Consider the following 16,142-nt stretch of genomic DNA (forward strand, 5'->3'; position numbering starts at 1 on the left):
AGAAATGGTTTCATTACTAAACAAATACATAAACAGGGATGACTTCACATCATATGAAGATTTCAACCAAAATTTTAAAATTAACGTACCAGAAGACTTTAACTTTGCATATGACATAGTAGATACCTATGCAAGAGAATGTCCTGATAAAGTAGCATTATCCTGGTGTGATGACAATGAAGATAAAGTATTCACATTCAAAGACTTAAAAACATTAAGTGACAAAGCAGCAAACTTTTTCACATCACTAGGAATAACAAAAGGAGACAGAGTACTGCTTACACTAAAAAGCAGATACGACTTCTGGTACTGTATGCTTGCACTACATAAAATAAAAGCAATAGCCGTACCTGCAACACACATGCTAAAACCTGAAGATATAGAATATAGGATAACTTCTGGTGGAATAAAAACAGTAATAGTAATTAGAGAGGATGGTGTTCCTGAAAACTATGCTGAAGTAGAAGAAACACTGGGAATAACACTCAATAAAATATTTGTAGGAACACAACCAAAAGAAGGATGGTATGATCTACGAGAAGAAGTAAAAAAAGCATCATCAAACTTCCCAAGACCAACCTATGAAGATGACTCTGTAGAAGACACATCAGTATTGTTCTTTTCATCAGGATCAACAGGACAGCCTAAAATGATAAAACACAGTTTTGGTTACCCACTAGCACACATAGTAACATCACACTACTGGCATCAAGTAGTAGAAGGTGGATTACACTATACAATAGCAGATACAGGATGGGGAAAAGCATTATGGGGAGAAATATATGGACCATGGATATCTGGATCAGGAATATACATCTATGACTATGACCGATTCCATCCTTATGAAGTATTATCAAAAGCATTAGACCACAAAATAACAACACTATGTTGTCCACCAACAATGTACAGATTCTTCATTAAAGAAAACATAGACCAACTGGACTTTTCCTCATTACAACATGTAACAACTGCTGGTGAACCATTAAATGATGAAGTATTTTATAAATTCCAAGAATTAACTGGATTAAGCATAAGAGAATCTTTTGGACAAACAGAAACTGTGGCAACAATAGCAAACTTCCCTTGGCTAGATATAAAACTGGGATCAATGGGGAAACCAGCACCACTATTTGATATTAAATTATTAAACCCTGAAGGACAAGAGTGTGATGTTGGAGAAGAAGGTGAGATAGTATTTGATATATCTGATGGATATCCATTAGGACTTTTTAAAGGATACTATAATAATGAAGAAAAAACTAATGAAACAATCTATGGTGGATACTACCATACTGGGGATTCCGCATGGAAAGATGAGGATGGTTACTACTGGTATAAAGGTAGAATTGATGATATAATTAAAAGTTCCGGTTACAAAATAGGACCTTATGAAGTAGAAAGTGCATTACTGTCTCATAGTGCAGTACTTGACTGTGCAGTAACAGGAATACCACATCCAATAAGAGGTCAAATAGTAAAGGCAACAATAGTTTTATCAGAAGGATACACACCATCGGAAGAATTAACAAAAGATATACAAAACCATGTTAAACATGTAACAGCACCTTACAAGTATCCAAGAGCAATAGAGTATGTTGATGAATTACCTAAAACTATTAGTGGAAAAATAATGAGAAAACAGATAAGAGTAGCTGACGAAGAAAAATATAAAAACGAATAACTAACTTTTTTTTATTATACCTTTTTTTTGGATTTGGACAGATACAGTAGAATGTTCTGGAATAAATCATTTTTTTTTAGTAGTATCTATGTTTAATTATTAGAATAATTTGTTTATTATTAAAAAAGAGTGTTGTTTGGGGATTAGAGTAAGTTTAGTTTTTTTATTTGTGTCTTTGTATAAGTTCTTCAAATAAGTCATCTAGGGGTATTCCTTTGTATGCTAAGTTTAATATTGTGAAAAATATTAAGTCTGCTGATTCATGCACCAAGTCTTCATTATTTTTACTTGCAAGTATGACTTCGGTAGCTTCTTCACCTAACTTTTCAAGTATTTTATCTTCGGCTTTTTTTTCTGAGTCTTGCATTAGTTGTGATGTATATGAATCGGTTGGATTATTCTTTCTATCTATTAGTGTATCATACACTTCTCTTATAATATTATCTTTCATAATCATTCACTTCTTAATTGTCGTATTTTTATCCCTTAAACTACCCGTTATTGCGATTAATGGATGTTGCGCATCATTAATTATCTCAATATCCTCAATTGTATGAATGCCATTCTTTTCAGCAGTCTTTTCTATTCCTAATTTTATAGGTTTATCTATTGTTATTACATATGCTAATATTTCATCATTACCCATTTGTGTTGATGCAACTAATCTATGATGTCCATCTATTACAAGATATTTATGTTCATCTACTTTCACGGACATTATTGGCTCTGCTAATCCTTTTTCTATTTCATAAGTTCTTCCCTGCAATTCATCTGCATAAACTTTGTCCTGTGTTGGTTTTAAATATGATACATTAATTTTTTCTTTAGTTAGTTCTGTTTTAACATCATATAATTGTTCTAGTGTTTGTCTATACTGACTTACTTTTTCAGGTGTTGATCGTTCTATGTGTGATCGAAGAATGTCTGTGTTTGTTATTATTCCTAATACTTTTTTCTTTTCATTTGTCACAGGTAATCTAGATATTCCCATCCTGAACATTACTCGTGCTGCATCATTGATTGATAATTCTTCGTTTGCTATTACTATGTCGTCTGACATCATTCCTCTAACAGTTGGTTTTGAATCTCTGATAAGAAGGTCGGATGCAGTGATTATGCCTACGATTTGGTTATCTTTTTCTACTGGGAATCCATCGTGTCCTGTGTTTTTTATGATTTTCTTAATTTCTGGTATTGGCATATCTGGATCTACTGTAATTACATTTCTTGTCATGTAATCTTTAACTTTTTTGTAATCACTCATCAAATCTCTCCATTTCATTGTTAATGGGGGGGATAAATTAAATTATAAAGAATCTAATTTATCTTTTATTATTTTGTTTGCTTCTCCGGCATTTGCTTTTCCACGGGTTAATCTCATTACTTGTCCTACTAGGAAGTTTACTGCATTTTCTTTTCCATTTTTGTAATCAGTTACTGCTTGTGGATTTTCTTCTATTGCTTGTTCTACTGCTTTTATTACAGCATCATCCTCTACTACTCCGATAATGTCCATTTCTTTTCCTATTTCTGTAGGTGTTTTATCGTTTCCAGGCATTTGTTCTATCAGTTTGTGTGCTGCTTCAGGTGTTACTTGTTTCGTGTTTATTAGTTCTATTAGTTCGATGATATCCTCTGGTGTTATTTTACTTTCAGTGTATTCAATTTTGTTGTAATGTAATACACGTTTGAGTTCATCTCTCATTAATCTTGTTGCTACATTAGCATCTACTTTTTTACATACTTCTTCGAATGCATCTGCTAGTTCTAATTCTGATGTTAATACTTTAGCATCTGCTTCGTCTATACCATATTGTTCTACAAATCTTGCACTTTTAAGGTGTGCTGGTTCTGGCATTACTTCTCTGATTTCTTCTACATGGTTTGGGTCAATTTGTAATGGTGGTAAATCTGGGTCTGGGATGTATCGGTAATCATCAGCGTCTTCTTTTGATCTCATAGGTACTGTTATCATTTGTGATTCGAGGAATGCTCTTGTTTCTTGTTGAACTTCTCCACCACGACGTAATATGTTTTTTTGTCTTATTAATTCGAATTTAAGTACTTTGTATGCACCACGGATTGAGTTAACGTTTTTAACTTCAGCTCTTTTTCCTCCTTCAATGGAGATGTTTACGTCAGCTCTCATAGTTCCTTCTCCACGAGTACATCCACTGTAGTTTAATACACGTACTAATTCGTTTAGGAAGTTTCTGGCTTCTTCAGGTGATTTCATGTCTGGTTCTGTTACGATTTCTATTAGTGGAATTCCTGATCTATTAAAGTCAACTGTTCCTCTGTCTGGTTTATATTGTCCTGGATCTTCTTCCACGTGTATTTCATGGATTCTTACACCATTTAATTCACCATTTATTCCAACAGGTACGGATGTTCTCTGGTATCCACTGGATAAATCAGGATAATCGTAGTGTTTTCTCATAAAGTATATGATTTCGTCAGAGATGTCACATCCTAACATTAATGCTACTTTTATTGCTTTGTCTAATACACTTTGGTTTGGTGGGTATGGTTTTGCTCCTGGTTGGTTTAAACATACATGGCATATGTTTGTGTTGTTAGGGGCTGATTGGTAGTTTGTTGGACAACTACAAAATAGTTTTGAATTTGTATCTAATTGAACGTGGATTTCAAGACCACACATCATGTCTGTAATAATTATTCCTCCAATTCCGATTTTTTATTTTTTTATAGAAAGATAATATTATATTATATATTTATATTTTGATTTTCAATTAATTTAAATTTTTATATTTTTTTCTTTGGTTATGTTTTTTAATTTAAATTCTTTTAATATCTAAGTTATCATAACACATATCAATATATCTCTGGATGTAAGGTTCTAGTTCTGGTCTAAGGTTGTTTCCTTTCTTTAATAAGTTCATGTTCGAAAAACTTCCTTTTAATTCACGATCTGCCCAATATACTTCTTCTTCAACTCTTTTTCCAAATCGGTTTCCGTACATTTTAAACAAAGGAAATTTTGTTAATCCATTACTTCCTGCTTTAAGCAGTACTCCCATATTTGCAAGGTTGTCTGTCCAGGTTCCTGTAATTATTTCTATGTTTGGGAATCTAATTCTTGTACTTGCAACTATGCTTGCATAATATAATGATGCAGGTTGTGGTGTTAAATGATATGCTGTATCAGGATGCGGATTTAATGAATAAAATATTATACGATCTATTTCTAGTTCTTCAATTAGATCAAATAAATCATTAATATGTTCTATTTCTTCGCCTAATCCTATTATGATTGTTATTGCTTTTTTATATCCCAGTTCTCCGGCAGTTTTTAGCATATTTTTGATATCGGGTATGGATTTACTTGGACATATTTCATCATGAAATTTGGGGTTAGCTGTTTCTACGGCACCTGTGACTCCTATTATTTCATCACCATATTGGTCTAATTCATCTGTTATACCTATATTTAACCAAACAGGATTGTCTGTAATGTCATATATTGTTTCGGATATTTCTTTTATTTCTTGGGTGGTGTATATTCCATATCCTCCGGATAAAAATTCTATATTCCAACCCATTCTTTTTGTTAATTCAGCTTCGGCATATATTCCCTTTACATGACGTTTTGCTTTGTCTGGATTATTTATTCTATCTTTTTGTGATGACATATAACAGAATTTACAGTCTCCTTTTTCACACCACCATGAAAGGAATATTGCTCGTTCTAATGTCACTTTTTTTCCATGAGTTTTGCGTGTTATTTTATCTGCTTCGATAAGTAAATCAAATATTTCTTTATTTTTGATTTTTCCTATTAAATCCATTTTTTTTGGACTCCTTTTTTAGATATCTTATTATAGTTTTTAATTTTTATTCTATTAATTATTTAACACTTTTTTAGTACTTATTTTTATTGTTTTATTATTTTATTTTTCTTTTTTTATTTTTCGTTTTACCTTAAAGTATATATACTATGAAAACAAATATTATATTGTACTGAAACTGTTAAGCTATATTTAGCTTAATGGGAAAGTTTATATATAATTATTTATAAATAAACTATTGTAAGATGGAAGTGCCGTCGTGGCTCAGTAGGTAGAGCGTTCGGCTGTTAACCGATTGGTCGCAGGTTCAAGTCCTGCCGACGGCGCTATATTACTTGGGCCCATAGCTTAGCCAGGTAGAGCGCCCGGCTCATAACCGGGCGGCCATGGGTTCGAACCCCATTGGGCCCATTTTACAAAAATTTAGTATATTGCTCCGATAGTGTAGTCCGGCCAATCATTTCGGCCTTTCGAGCCGAAGACTCGGGTTCGAATCCCGGTCGGAGCATTTCTAGAACTTTTTATTTTATATAATATTTATTCATGTTTTTAGTTTCTAGAACAATAGTAAGCGTAACATTCCTATATAAAGTATGCGGAAAAAACAATATTTTATATGCGGGGGTGCCCGAGCTGGCCAAAGGGGACAGGCTTAGGACCTGTTGGCGTAGGCCTACCAGGGTTCGAATCCCTGCTCCCGCACTCTAGAAGGAATATGTAATATGTTATGCCGGAGTAGGATAGTGGTTATTCTTCAGGACTGTGGATCCTGTGACTCGGGTTCGATTCTCGGCTCCGGCCCCATTTTAAAAATAAATTAAATTAATTTATTTAAGTAAGTAGCTCCGATAGTGTAGTCCGGCCAATCATTTCGGCCTTTCGAGCCGAAGACTCGGGTTCGAATCCCGGTCGGAGCATTTACCAATTTACTCATTTTATAAAAAATTTTATCATAATCTATAGAAAAAAAAATAGAAAATAAAATTAGATTTGTTTCATAAACCTGTTCTTTATTTTAGATGGTGATAAATCAATTATAGGTGCATCACTATTTCCAGGATTAACCTTAATATGAACAAAAATAGGACCATTTCTATCAACATAATTGCTCATATCAATATCTTCCACACTTTTTCTAGCATCAACGAAGAACACTTCCTTAAATCCAATACTATTTGCAATATCTGATAAGTTAATCTTTGAACTATACGTTTCCTGTGAACCAGTTGAACCATAAGCCTCATTATCAATCAAAGCAATAATTAAATTTCTAGGATTTTGAGCATATACAGTAACAAGTTCTCCAAAATTCATAAGAAGCGAACCATCACCATCAATAACAACAACTTTTCTATCATCATCATTTTCTTCCAAAGCTAAAGACAAACCTAAACCAATAGGAGTAGCCATACCCATAGAACCAGACATATAAAAAGTAGTTTTTCTATCCTTAATACCAAATAATTCCCTTGAAGGAAAACCAATATTCGATACAATAAAAGATTCATCATCTAAAGTTTCAACAATCTTTTTAATAACATCAAATCTCTTCACAACAAACACCTCTTTTCCAATACATTATATCAAATAATAATGCTATAGGTTCCTCAGAAATAAATGATAAATCCCAAGCCTTCTTAACAATTTCTCTTGATTCGTCAGGATTTTCAACTTTATAATATGAAATATCTAAACTATCCAGTACCTTTGTAGTAGCCTTACTCATAGGTATTTGTCCATAAACTCCTTCACCAAAAGTTCCCCTATGGCTAATAATCATAATAATGGGAAACTTATATAATTTCATAAGAGAAGCCAGAACATTTACACTATTTCCTAAACCAGAGTTTTGCATAAGAATAGCTGGTTTCATTCCACCCATATATGCTCCTGCACAAATACCAAATCCTTCTTCTTCACGCGTTACGGGGACATGTTTAATTTCATCATCTTCATCTATTAAGTTAAGTAATTTCTTCAGATTTGCACAAGGTACACTTACAATAAAATTTATACCTGCATCTTTAATTCCTTCATATATTACATCAGTACTGTCCAATACAATCACCATGTTAATAATGTCATGTTAATTTAATAATATATGAATAATAATTAAAATAAATTGTTAAAAAATAATATGAAATAATGGTGTGGGAGGTTAATGGTTTATTTATTTATTCTTCAAAGAAAGAAGTAATATCTAAATCTTTTTCTTCAGCAATTTCAATTAACTGATTATATAAAGCTTCATCTACAGGAATACCCTCTGTCATATTTTTGTTCATATTTTCTATTTCACGATCCCCTGGAATAACACCATTTTCTTCTCTAATTTCTCTTACAAATTGGTCAACATAGAATTTAAATTGCATTGAACCAGCAAAATATTCTGGATCTATTGCTATGAGTAAATCTCCTTTTGTACACATTACATCAGGAGTTGCAGTTCCCTGTACATCTACACCACATGCTGCTGCTACTAGTGGACCAGCTAATAACTCAAACATGAATGCAAGAGCATATCCTTTAAATCCACCAAATGGTAATATGGATCCTTCAAGTCCTTCTGCAGGGTCTGTTGTAGGTTTTCCATCTTTATCTAATGCAAGACCTTCTGGTATTGCTTCACCTTTTCTTTTGGATTCTAATAATTTTCCTCTTGCAGTTATACTGGTTGCCATATCCACACAGATATAATTATGTATATCGTCTGTTGGTATGCTGATGGTGATTGGATTTGTTCCTAATAAAGCTTTTTTTCCTCCGAATGGGGCCATAGCCGGTTCTGTATTTGAGATAACAATTCCAATCATGTCCTGAACTGATGCCTGGTCAGAATAGTATCCTGCAATACCGTAATGGTTACTGTCATGTATACCCACTACACCTACTCCATTTTTGCTAGCTTTTTCTATTGCAAGATCCATTGCTTTAACAGTAACGTAATGTCCAAATTTATGGTTTCCATTAATCATAGCTGAGGATTCTGTTTCTTTTTCTATTTCAAAATCACCTTCTAATCGTATGGTTCCTGCTTGTATACTTTTAATGTATTGTGGGAATCTTCCTAATCCATGTGTTGAAAATCCTTTGAGGTCGCCATCTGTGATTACATCTGCTACTATGGTTGCTTCATTATCTTTAACATCATATGCTTTAAGTATTGTGCTGATTAATTCTCTTTCATTATCTATGCTAATTTTCATATTGTAATCTCCATTATAATTCTATGTTTTCGTTTCGTGCTGTAATAACTACTTTGTTTTCAGCGTCTTTTTTTACTTCACCGATTACTGTGGTGTTATGGTATTTGTTAAGTATTTCTATTGCTTTGTCTTTGTATTCTTTATTTAAAATTACACAGAAACCAATTCCCATATTAAATACATGGTACATTTCCTTACTTTCTATTCCTGTGTCTTGAATTGCTTGGAATACTGGTAATGTTTCAGGTAATTCGTTAATATAATAACTCATATTCTTGTTTAATCTTTTAAGATTGCTGAATCCTCCACCAGTGATATGTCCTAATCCATGTACTTTAACATCTGAATTTAATAATTCCATTATTGGTTCTACATATATTATTGTAGGTTCTAATAATGCTTCACCAACGGTTGTTGTTTCATCTGTTGGTAGTTTGTCGTCTACGTTAAGTTTTGCAATGTCTAGTAGGGATTTTCTAGCTAAACTTAATCCGTTACTATGTACTCCACTACTGCTTATTCCTATTATTATATCGCCATCTTCTATTTCTGAACCTGTAATTATTTTGTCTTTGTCAACTGTTCCTATGCCTGTTCCGGCTAGATCAAAGTCTTTTATTATTTTTGGCAGTGATGCTGTTTCTCCACCTATCATGGATATTTTTGCTTGTTGACAACCAGTTTTTAAACCTTTTCCTATTTGGCTTGCTATTTCTGGGTCTGGTTCTTCTACTGCTAAGTAGTCTACCATTGCTATTGGTTCTGCTCCAACACATAATATGTCATTAACTACCATTGCTATGCAGTCTATTCCTACAGTGTCAAATTTGTTCATTAAATTAGCTATTAATATTTTACTTCCAACACCGTCAGTACTCATAGCAATAGCTTGTTTTCCAAAATCAACTAGTGCTGCGAAGTGGCCGGTGTTTTTAATTATATTTCTATATTCTAGTGTTTCTGATAGTTCTCCTGTTAATGCTTTAACAGTTCTTTCTTCTAAACTTATGTCTACTCCTGCTTCAGAATATGTTACCATTATTTCACCTACTTTATTTAGTATTTTGTTAAAAAAGTATTTCCTAGAGTATTATCTTATTTATATTATTTGTATTTTATAATTTAATATTTTTAACTAGATTTTTTTAAAAAAAGATATTTGTGAGATTATTGTAATCTCGTTGTTTCCAAGTTCATTGGAGTTTTTGTTTCTATTTTATATGATCGGTATATGCTACTTGCTAAGTCAAGTGCTTTGTATGCATCTCCGTGACATACTAATATTTTGTCAGGTTTTGGGGATAATCTTCTTACATATTCCATTAGTTGTTTTCGGTCACTGTGTCCACTGAATCCATCGATTGTTGTCACATCAAGATTGATATGGTATAATCTGGTTACTCCATCATCATCTAATGGTGCTTCCTTATGTCCTCTCTGAATTCTTCTTCCCAAGGATCCTTCTGATTGGTATCCTACGAATATGATGCTGTTCTTTTCATCTTCACATAACATTTTAAAGTATTCTACACTGTTTCCTCCGGTTAGCATACCTGATGTGGATAGGATTACACATGGTTCTTTGCTGTCTATGAGTTTTCTTCTTTGTTCATTGCTTGTTACTTTTCTGAATACTTCTGAGGTAAATGGATTTTTACCTATATGGAATATTTGGTCTCTTAAATCATTGCTTAAGAATTCTGGGTGTGCTGTATGTATTGCTGTTGCTTCCCATATCATTCCATCTATGTATACTGGTACATCTTTTAGTATGCCATGGTTTATGTATTCTTCTAGTACTATCATTATTTCTTGTGCTCTTCCTACTGCAAATACTGGAATTAGTACTTTTCCTCCATTGTTAAGAGTTCCGTATATACTTTTTATTAATTCTTTTTCTGCAGTGTTACGTGTTGGTGTTACATCTTCATGTCCACCATAGGTACTTTCCATGACCATTGATTCTATTCTAGGGAATCGGGTTACTGATGGTTCTAATAATCTACTTTTTTCGTTTTTAAAGTCACCGGTATATACGAAGTTATGTTTTCCATCTCCTATGTGGAGGTGGGCCATTGCTGATCCTACGATGTGTCCTGCATTGTGTAATGTTAATCTTATGTCTGGTGAGATGTCTGTTACTTCTCCGTAGTCTAAGGTTATTGTTCTTTTTATTGTTTCTTTCACATCTTTTATGTTGAATGGTAAGGGTTTGTCTTCTCTGTGTGATATATCCAGATGGTCTTGTTGTAGAAGTGTCATCATGTCCCTTGTTGGTGTGGTACAGTATGTTGGTCCTTCGTATCCATAGTGGTATAAGTATGGTACAAATCCTGTGTGGTCAAGGTGGGCGTGGGTTACAATTACTGCATCTAGTGTGTTTAAATTGAATTCGGGTACATTTAGGTATGGGAATGCAGTTTTTTCATCTATTCCTGCTACGTTTACTCCACAATCAAGTATTACTTTACTGTTAGGTGTTTGTAGGAATAAACATGATCTTCCTACTTCTCTGAATCCACCTAGGGAAGTTAGTCGTACCCAGTCATTGTCAAATCTTGCTTCTCTGTGTATTTTCTTACCTAATTCTTGTAAAAATTCTTTTCGTTCTTTACTGTTTCTTTTCATTGTTAGTCTAATTCTTTGCACAGTTTCTGAAGCAACTGGTGGTGTTCTAAGTATTTTTGGTGCCCATCCTGTTTGTTTTACAATTTCACGTGAGGTTGTTCCATATTTTCCTATTACTAATCCAGGTTTTTTTGATTCTATTATTACTTCGTTTGTTACTTCATCAAAGGATATGTCTGTGATTTCTGCTTCTACAGGAACTATTTCTTCAATTTTAGTGATTGTTTCTTGTGGTTCGGTTAGAACTGATTTATCTGATCGGATTATTATTCTTTTTCTTATATCTTTTGCTAAATCTCTTATTAAACTTCCATTGTCTTTGATGATTTCAGGATTTTTTGTGTATATAACGATTTCTGGTCCTTCAAATTCAACTTTAGCAAGTTTAACTTTTTCAGGTAAACGTTCAATTATTCTCTCTTTGATTTCATCAATCATTGTGTTCATATAATTTCCTCGTTTATATTCTTTTTTAATCGTTGAAAGAATGATTTATGTTGTTAATTTTGTGAAATTTGAATTTATTATAATAAGTTTAACAATTTAGAAAAATTCTTTTCTTGAAATTGTATTCGTGTTTAATATTAATTCATTAATAAATAGTTTTAATTAATTATGAATCATTTATCCTATTTTTATTCCTATTATTAATTTGCTAATTTTGGAATTAAAAATAATATTATCTTCTTGACTTATAGTCGAACTAATATAAAATAGTTTAAAAATAACTATTAATTTTTATGTTTTAGGTTATATATAAAAGTATTTAATGTTTTAAAATTAGGGTGTTTTTTGAGGATATTTACATATCCTCTTTAATTTCTGCAATTTCTTCAGGGGTGTATATTTTCATTCCTTTCTCTGTGATGGTTGCTAAACGATAACTGTTTCCACTGTATACATCTCTTTCCATTGCTGAAGTTATTGCTTTTATTGCAACTTTTTTTCCTTCTTCAACTGTTAAATCTTCGTTGTATCTGTCTTCTAATACTCCGAATGCATATGGTGATCCAGAACCTGTTGATGTACATTTATCTTCCATGTAACTTCCACTTGGGTCTAAAGAGTATAATTTTGGACCATTTTGGTCTACTCCACCTATTATTGTTTGCACATAGTATGGTCCTGATTTTAGTATGTTACTTGTTAATACTGCTACTGCATCTATGGACATGTCTTTTTCGTTTCTTAATTTGTATAATGCTATTTCTGCTTTTATAACGTCCATTAATGATTGTGCATGTGATACTGTACCTGCTATTGTTGCTCCGATTTTATCATCTAATTGGAATAGTTTGTCTGCGCCTTTGTTTGCAACTAATCCACCCATGGTTGCTCTTGTTTCTGTTGCTATTACTACTCCATCTTTACAAACAAAGCCTACGGTAGTTGTTCCTTTAACATCTTTATCTGTTGGTTTCATTTTATTTTACCTCCAATTTATTTTTTTTTAAAATTATTAAATTATTATAAATTTTTGATTTTTTTATTTTATTTTTTTATAATTATATTATATGTTCTTCTATATTATATAACCTTTGGTAATTAAAATATTTTTTGATATAACATATTTTAGGTTTTCTATTAAAAAGTAATATGCTGACTCTTTAAGGCATCTAAAAAAAAATTATGGAAAATAATTCATATAACATGATTAAATACAAGGGAACAAAAGAGGATTATATAGAAAAAAGAGGAATTATCAAAATTAATTCATATGAAAAAGTATTGTGGTTGCTTAATGAATATTATTAATCTCCTTAATTAAATATAACTATTGATTTTTTCTTTTTCGGTTAGCCATATAATCACGGCCTTTTTTAATTCCATAACCTGCCATAGCACTACCAATAATGATATTAGTACCTGTTAACAATCCTTTTCCCTTCATTGCATTAGTACCAAAATTGAATAATCTGGAAATGAGATCATAATTATCTTTTATATCACTAGCTAAATTCGCTGCTTTTTTAACATTAACTTTTTTTTTCAGATTTATTATTAGTATTGTTTAGGATTTTATCATATTTTTTTCTTTTTTTATCATCTGATAAAACTATATATGCATCCTGTATTAGTTTATACATTTTCTGTGAACGATTTGATTTATTATTTTCTGGACTATATTTTTTAGATAATCTTTTATAAGCTTGTTTAATAGTTTTTTTATTTGCATTGGTATTAATTTTTAATATTTTATAATAATCAGGTACGTATTTCACCATTTTATTTTCCTCATATTTTTATGATATATTATATTTTGTTAAATGTTATAGTATATCTATTTACTAATTAATTTCATTATCATTAATTTTTATTAAATATTTTTGAATATTTCTTGAAGATGTATATATTCATTATCATAAAGTTATTTTGGAAAAATTGACAATTATATCAAAAATAAATAATTACACAGAAAAAATTCAAAAAAAAGATATTCATATAGTCAGGTTATTTAAAAAAAATAGTCGGATGAAAAAATTATTCATCTTTATTAAAGTATTTGGATTCAATTTCTTTAGCAACATCAAAGAAACCCTGTGCTGCTTGTGATTCTGGTTCTGATTTTACTATTGGTACTTCATATTTGTCAGCAGATTCGGATACTTTTGTTCTGAAAGGTAAGTCTCCTAAGAAGTCAACATCCATTGCTGCAGCAAAATCTTTGCCTTTACAGTCTCCAAATAAATTAATTTTTTCATCACAATGTGGACATTCAAAGTATGACATGTTTTCTACTAACCCTATATTTTTAATATTTAACATCCTGGTCATACCAACACATTTAATTACATCCTCTTCTGATACAGAACTAGGGGTTGTTACCATAACGGCAGCATCTAAATCAGGTATCATCTGAAGGACTGTTAAAGGTTCGTCTCCAGTTCCTGGAGGATTATCAAATATCATAACATCAATGTTACCCCAAGCAACATCAGATATTAATTGTTTTATTGCACCAGTTTTTTGTGGTCCTCTCCATATAATTGGTGAACCGTTACTTTCAATAAGAAATGCCATTGATGCAACAAGTAATCCATCATCAGTTTCAACAGGTACTAATTTGTTTCCTTTAACACTTAATGATTCATTTTCTATTCCTAACATTTTTGGAACATTAGGTCCGTGGATGTCAACATCATATATGGCAGTTTTGTAACCCATAGCATTAAAAGCTTGTGCAAGGTTAACTGCTACAGTAGATTTTCCAACTCCACCTTTACCACTCATTACAGCTACTTTATATTTAATATTAGCTAAATTACGGGTAATATTAATATTTTGTTCCATTATTGCTTTTTTATCTTCATCAGATAAATTTGCGCCATGTTCGTGTGCCATTATATTATTCCTTCATTAAATTCAATAATTCTATATAATTATATTTTTTAATGATGAATAATTAAGTTAACTATATTAATTTTATCATATGGGAAAATAAGTTTATTAAATAATATAATACAATAAAAAAAGGTTGGGGGATTAAAATTTAAATTAAAGATGTTTCAGGCAATATCTTCACTAATATGTGATCATACATCTTAGATTTCTTAATTTCAGCAATATCTCCTAATCTATATCCTTCAACTTCAACATTAGCAATTTCCTCATGGAACTCATCATATGGTAATTTTACGCGTACCCCATCAAGTTGACTAACTATGGCCATAGGAGAATTGATATGTGCTACTTCATCTACGCTACGTTCAATACCAATTTTAGCAATTATTGGTGAAATTATCAGAGGATCATCTGAAAGATCTTCTTTTTGTTTTGCAATAATTTCTTCTGCAATTCCGGCTAATTTCCTTAAAGCCCTAATATTTTCACCACGTTTCAATCTTCTAGGAATTCTTCCAAAACCTGAAACATATGCATTTGCATTTATTTCTTCTGCATCTAATTCAGGACTTCCAACAACAATCACTGGAATATCTATATCCTCAAATAAGTGTGTTTTTTTACGTATGCAATCTTCAAAACTACCCAATGAGAAAATTGCAAGATCATGTTCTTCAATCAAATCCTTTTCAGGTTTACTAATCTGTGAAATTCCTTTCCCAGCACCTCTTGCAAGACCTATCATATTGGTTTTTGTTCCATATCTTCTAAGATATTCGGCAATATCACAAGCTGCATGGGGAAGATGTTGTCTGGCTAGAGTAGGAGATACAACAGCAATTTCAGTACTAGCTAAGGGAGATATTTCTACTTCTCCAAGTAATTCTTTTGCTTTAATCTCGACTTTATCAACATCTTCTGCAGGTATTGCAAGTGTGAATGTAATATCTAGTTGTGATTCATTTTTTTGTAAAATAAACCCACCAAGATCTTCAATTAATTCTTCAATTTCATAATTTTTATGAATACCACCAGTATATGTTAGTGTTTCATACATAATTCTCTCTCCAGTAAGTTGTATCGTTCATTAATCCTTTCAATAATATTGGTTGAAACATTTTTATGTGAGGGTATAATAATTAAGTTTTTTTTATTAGTCACAGTATTTTCTAAATAATCTGGACATACAACATAATCATATTCATTATCACAAACAGTATAACCCATGTCTAGTACGGTATCTTTAATAAAGTTACTATAAACTTTCACTTTAATATTTGCTCTATGCATTTTCTTTTCAGAATTTTTCTTAATAGATTTCTTTATATTATCCACTATGTAATCATTGGCTTTCAAATTAAACTTTTCACATATTGCATTAATACTCTCATATAATTGGGNAGTACGTGTTTAATTTAATCTTTAATGTAGGAATATCTGTTTTTGTTTCAGATAATAAAATGGCCAAATCAGCAT

The 16,142-nt window shown here is 31.6% G+C and carries 15 protein-coding genes and 6 tRNA genes; 7 read left to right on the forward strand and 14 right to left on the reverse strand.

Features of this window, described 5'->3' with window-relative positions:
* Positions 1–4 precede the first annotated feature (4 nt).
* Entirely contained in the window at positions 5–1,681 is a 1,677-nt protein-coding gene (locus PXD04_RS13120; RefSeq protein WP_323737321.1) for an AMP-binding protein, read from the forward strand.
* A gap of 163 nt (positions 1,682–1,844) precedes the next feature.
* Here PXD04_RS13120 and hisE read toward each other — a convergent pair whose 3' ends face one another.
* From hisE to PXD04_RS13140, 4 genes are all read right to left on the reverse strand, one after another.
* A complete protein-coding gene (gene hisE, locus PXD04_RS13125; protein ID WP_409988269.1) occupies positions 1,845–2,132 on the reverse strand; it encodes a phosphoribosyl-ATP diphosphatase in 288 nt (95 codons plus the stop codon).
* Between the two features lie 6 nt (positions 2,133–2,138).
* Complete coding sequence (locus PXD04_RS13130) at positions 2,139–2,945, reverse strand: CBS domain-containing ParB/RepB/Spo0J family partition protein (RefSeq protein ID WP_323737322.1); 807 nt, start codon at positions 2,943–2,945, stop codon at positions 2,139–2,141.
* A 42-nt stretch (positions 2,946–2,987) separates the two neighbouring features.
* Positions 2,988–4,346: an Asp-tRNA(Asn)/Glu-tRNA(Gln) amidotransferase subunit GatB gene (gene gatB, locus PXD04_RS13135; RefSeq protein ID WP_323737323.1), complete on the reverse strand. Its 1,359-nt coding sequence runs from the start codon at positions 4,344–4,346 to the stop codon at positions 2,988–2,990.
* Positions 4,347–4,479: 133 nt separating this feature from the next.
* Positions 4,480–5,490 (reverse strand): radical SAM protein, encoded by a 1,011-nt coding sequence (locus PXD04_RS13140; protein WP_323737324.1) that lies wholly within the window; start codon positions 5,488–5,490, stop codon positions 4,480–4,482.
* Between the two features lie 253 nt (positions 5,491–5,743).
* Here PXD04_RS13140 and PXD04_RS13145 point away from each other — a divergent pair.
* From PXD04_RS13145 to PXD04_RS13170, 6 genes are all read left to right on the forward strand, one after another.
* Positions 5,744–5,816 (forward strand) — tRNA-Asn (locus tag PXD04_RS13145).
* A gap of 11 nt (positions 5,817–5,827) precedes the next feature.
* Positions 5,828–5,901 (forward strand) — tRNA-Ile (locus PXD04_RS13150).
* Between the two features lie 22 nt (positions 5,902–5,923).
* Positions 5,924–5,998, forward strand: a tRNA-Glu gene (locus tag PXD04_RS13155).
* 110 nt (positions 5,999–6,108) lie between these two features.
* Positions 6,109–6,192 (forward strand) — tRNA-Leu (locus PXD04_RS13160).
* Positions 6,193–6,219: 27 nt separating this feature from the next.
* A tRNA-His gene (locus PXD04_RS13165) sits at positions 6,220–6,294 on the forward strand.
* 38 nt (positions 6,295–6,332) lie between these two features.
* Positions 6,333–6,407, forward strand: a tRNA-Glu gene (locus PXD04_RS13170).
* Between the two features lie 67 nt (positions 6,408–6,474).
* Here the strand turns inward: PXD04_RS13170 and comE are convergent.
* The 10 genes from comE to PXD04_RS13220 form a co-directional block, all read right to left on the reverse strand.
* Positions 6,475–7,044, reverse strand: a complete 570-nt coding sequence (gene comE / locus PXD04_RS13175) for a sulfopyruvate decarboxylase subunit beta (RefSeq protein ID WP_323737325.1) — start codon at positions 7,042–7,044, stop codon at positions 6,475–6,477.
* Entirely contained in the window at positions 7,031–7,555 is a 525-nt protein-coding gene (gene comD / locus PXD04_RS13180) for a sulfopyruvate decarboxylase subunit alpha (protein ID WP_323737431.1), read from the reverse strand. The genes comE and comD overlap by 14 nt, the downstream gene beginning before the upstream one ends.
* 109 nt (positions 7,556–7,664) lie before the next feature.
* Positions 7,665–8,696, reverse strand: a complete 1,032-nt coding sequence (gene comC, locus PXD04_RS13185) for an L-sulfolactate dehydrogenase (RefSeq protein WP_323737326.1) — start codon at positions 8,694–8,696, stop codon at positions 7,665–7,667.
* 13 nt (positions 8,697–8,709) lie between these two features.
* A complete protein-coding gene (gene purM / locus PXD04_RS13190) occupies positions 8,710–9,735 on the reverse strand; it encodes a phosphoribosylformylglycinamidine cyclo-ligase (RefSeq protein WP_323737327.1) in 1,026 nt (341 codons plus the stop codon).
* A gap of 128 nt (positions 9,736–9,863) precedes the next feature.
* Entirely contained in the window at positions 9,864–11,771 is a 1,908-nt protein-coding gene (locus PXD04_RS13195) for a beta-CASP ribonuclease aCPSF1 (protein WP_323737328.1), read from the reverse strand.
* 355 nt (positions 11,772–12,126) lie between these two features.
* Positions 12,127–12,747 carry an archaeal proteasome endopeptidase complex subunit beta gene (gene psmB / locus PXD04_RS13200; RefSeq protein ID WP_323737329.1) on the reverse strand — a complete coding sequence of 207 codons (621 nt, stop codon included), beginning with the start codon at positions 12,745–12,747 and terminating at the stop codon, positions 12,127–12,129.
* Between the two features lie 553 nt (positions 12,748–13,300).
* A complete protein-coding gene (locus PXD04_RS13205; RefSeq protein ID WP_323737330.1) occupies positions 13,301–13,549 on the reverse strand; it encodes a DnaJ domain-containing protein in 249 nt (82 codons plus the stop codon).
* A gap of 256 nt (positions 13,550–13,805) precedes the next feature.
* Complete coding sequence (locus PXD04_RS13210) at positions 13,806–14,666, reverse strand: Mrp/NBP35 family ATP-binding protein (RefSeq protein WP_323737331.1); 861 nt, start codon at positions 14,664–14,666, stop codon at positions 13,806–13,808.
* 148 nt (positions 14,667–14,814) lie between these two features.
* The gene (locus tag PXD04_RS13215; RefSeq protein ID WP_323737332.1) at positions 14,815–15,723 is read right to left on the reverse strand and encodes a methanogenesis marker 7 protein; all 909 of its coding nucleotides are present in this window, start codon (positions 15,721–15,723) and stop codon (positions 14,815–14,817) included.
* The gene (locus tag PXD04_RS13220) at positions 15,708–16,022 is read right to left on the reverse strand and encodes a hypothetical protein (protein WP_323737333.1); all 315 of its coding nucleotides are present in this window, start codon (positions 16,020–16,022) and stop codon (positions 15,708–15,710) included. The genes PXD04_RS13215 and PXD04_RS13220 overlap by 16 nt, the downstream gene beginning before the upstream one ends.
* Between the last annotated feature and the right edge of the window lie 120 nt (positions 16,023–16,142).

The sequence above is a fragment of the Methanosphaera sp. ISO3-F5 genome, from assembly GCF_034480035.2.
Taxonomy (GTDB): domain Archaea; phylum Methanobacteriota; class Methanobacteria; order Methanobacteriales; family Methanobacteriaceae; genus Methanosphaera.

Coding starts and splice junctions, on each gene's coding strand:
- PXD04_RS13130 (WP_323737322.1), bottom strand. CDS start 2,945: ATGAGTGATTACAAAAAAGTTAAAGATTACATGACAAGAAATGTAATT.
- PXD04_RS13140 (WP_323737324.1), bottom strand. CDS start 5,490: ATGGATTTAATAGGAAAAATCAAAAATAAAGAAATATTTGATTTACTT.
- comC (WP_323737326.1), bottom strand. CDS start 8,696: ATGAAAATTAGCATAGATAATGAAAGAGAATTAATCAGCACAATACTT.
- PXD04_RS13120 (WP_323737321.1), top strand. CDS start 5: ATGGTTTCATTACTAAACAAATACATAAACAGGGATGACTTCACATCA.
- PXD04_RS13215 (WP_323737332.1), bottom strand. CDS start 15,723: ATGTATGAAACACTAACATATACTGGTGGTATTCATAAAAATTATGAA.
- purM (WP_323737327.1), bottom strand. CDS start 9,735: ATGGTAACATATTCTGAAGCAGGAGTAGACATAAGTTTAGAAGAAAGA.
- psmB (WP_323737329.1), bottom strand. CDS start 12,747: ATGAAACCAACAGATAAAGATGTTAAAGGAACAACTACCGTAGGCTTT.
- hisE (WP_409988269.1), bottom strand. CDS start 2,132: ATGAAAGATAATATTATAAGAGAAGTGTATGATACACTAATAGATAGA.
- PXD04_RS13210 (WP_323737331.1), bottom strand. CDS start 14,666: ATGGCACACGAACATGGCGCAAATTTATCTGATGAAGATAAAAAAGCA.
- gatB (WP_323737323.1), bottom strand. CDS start 4,346: ATGATGTGTGGTCTTGAAATCCACGTTCAATTAGATACAAATTCAAAA.
- PXD04_RS13205 (WP_323737330.1), bottom strand. CDS start 13,549: ATGGTGAAATACGTACCTGATTATTATAAAATATTAAAAATTAATACC.
- PXD04_RS13195 (WP_323737328.1), bottom strand. CDS start 11,771: ATGAACACAATGATTGATGAAATCAAAGAGAGAATAATTGAACGTTTA.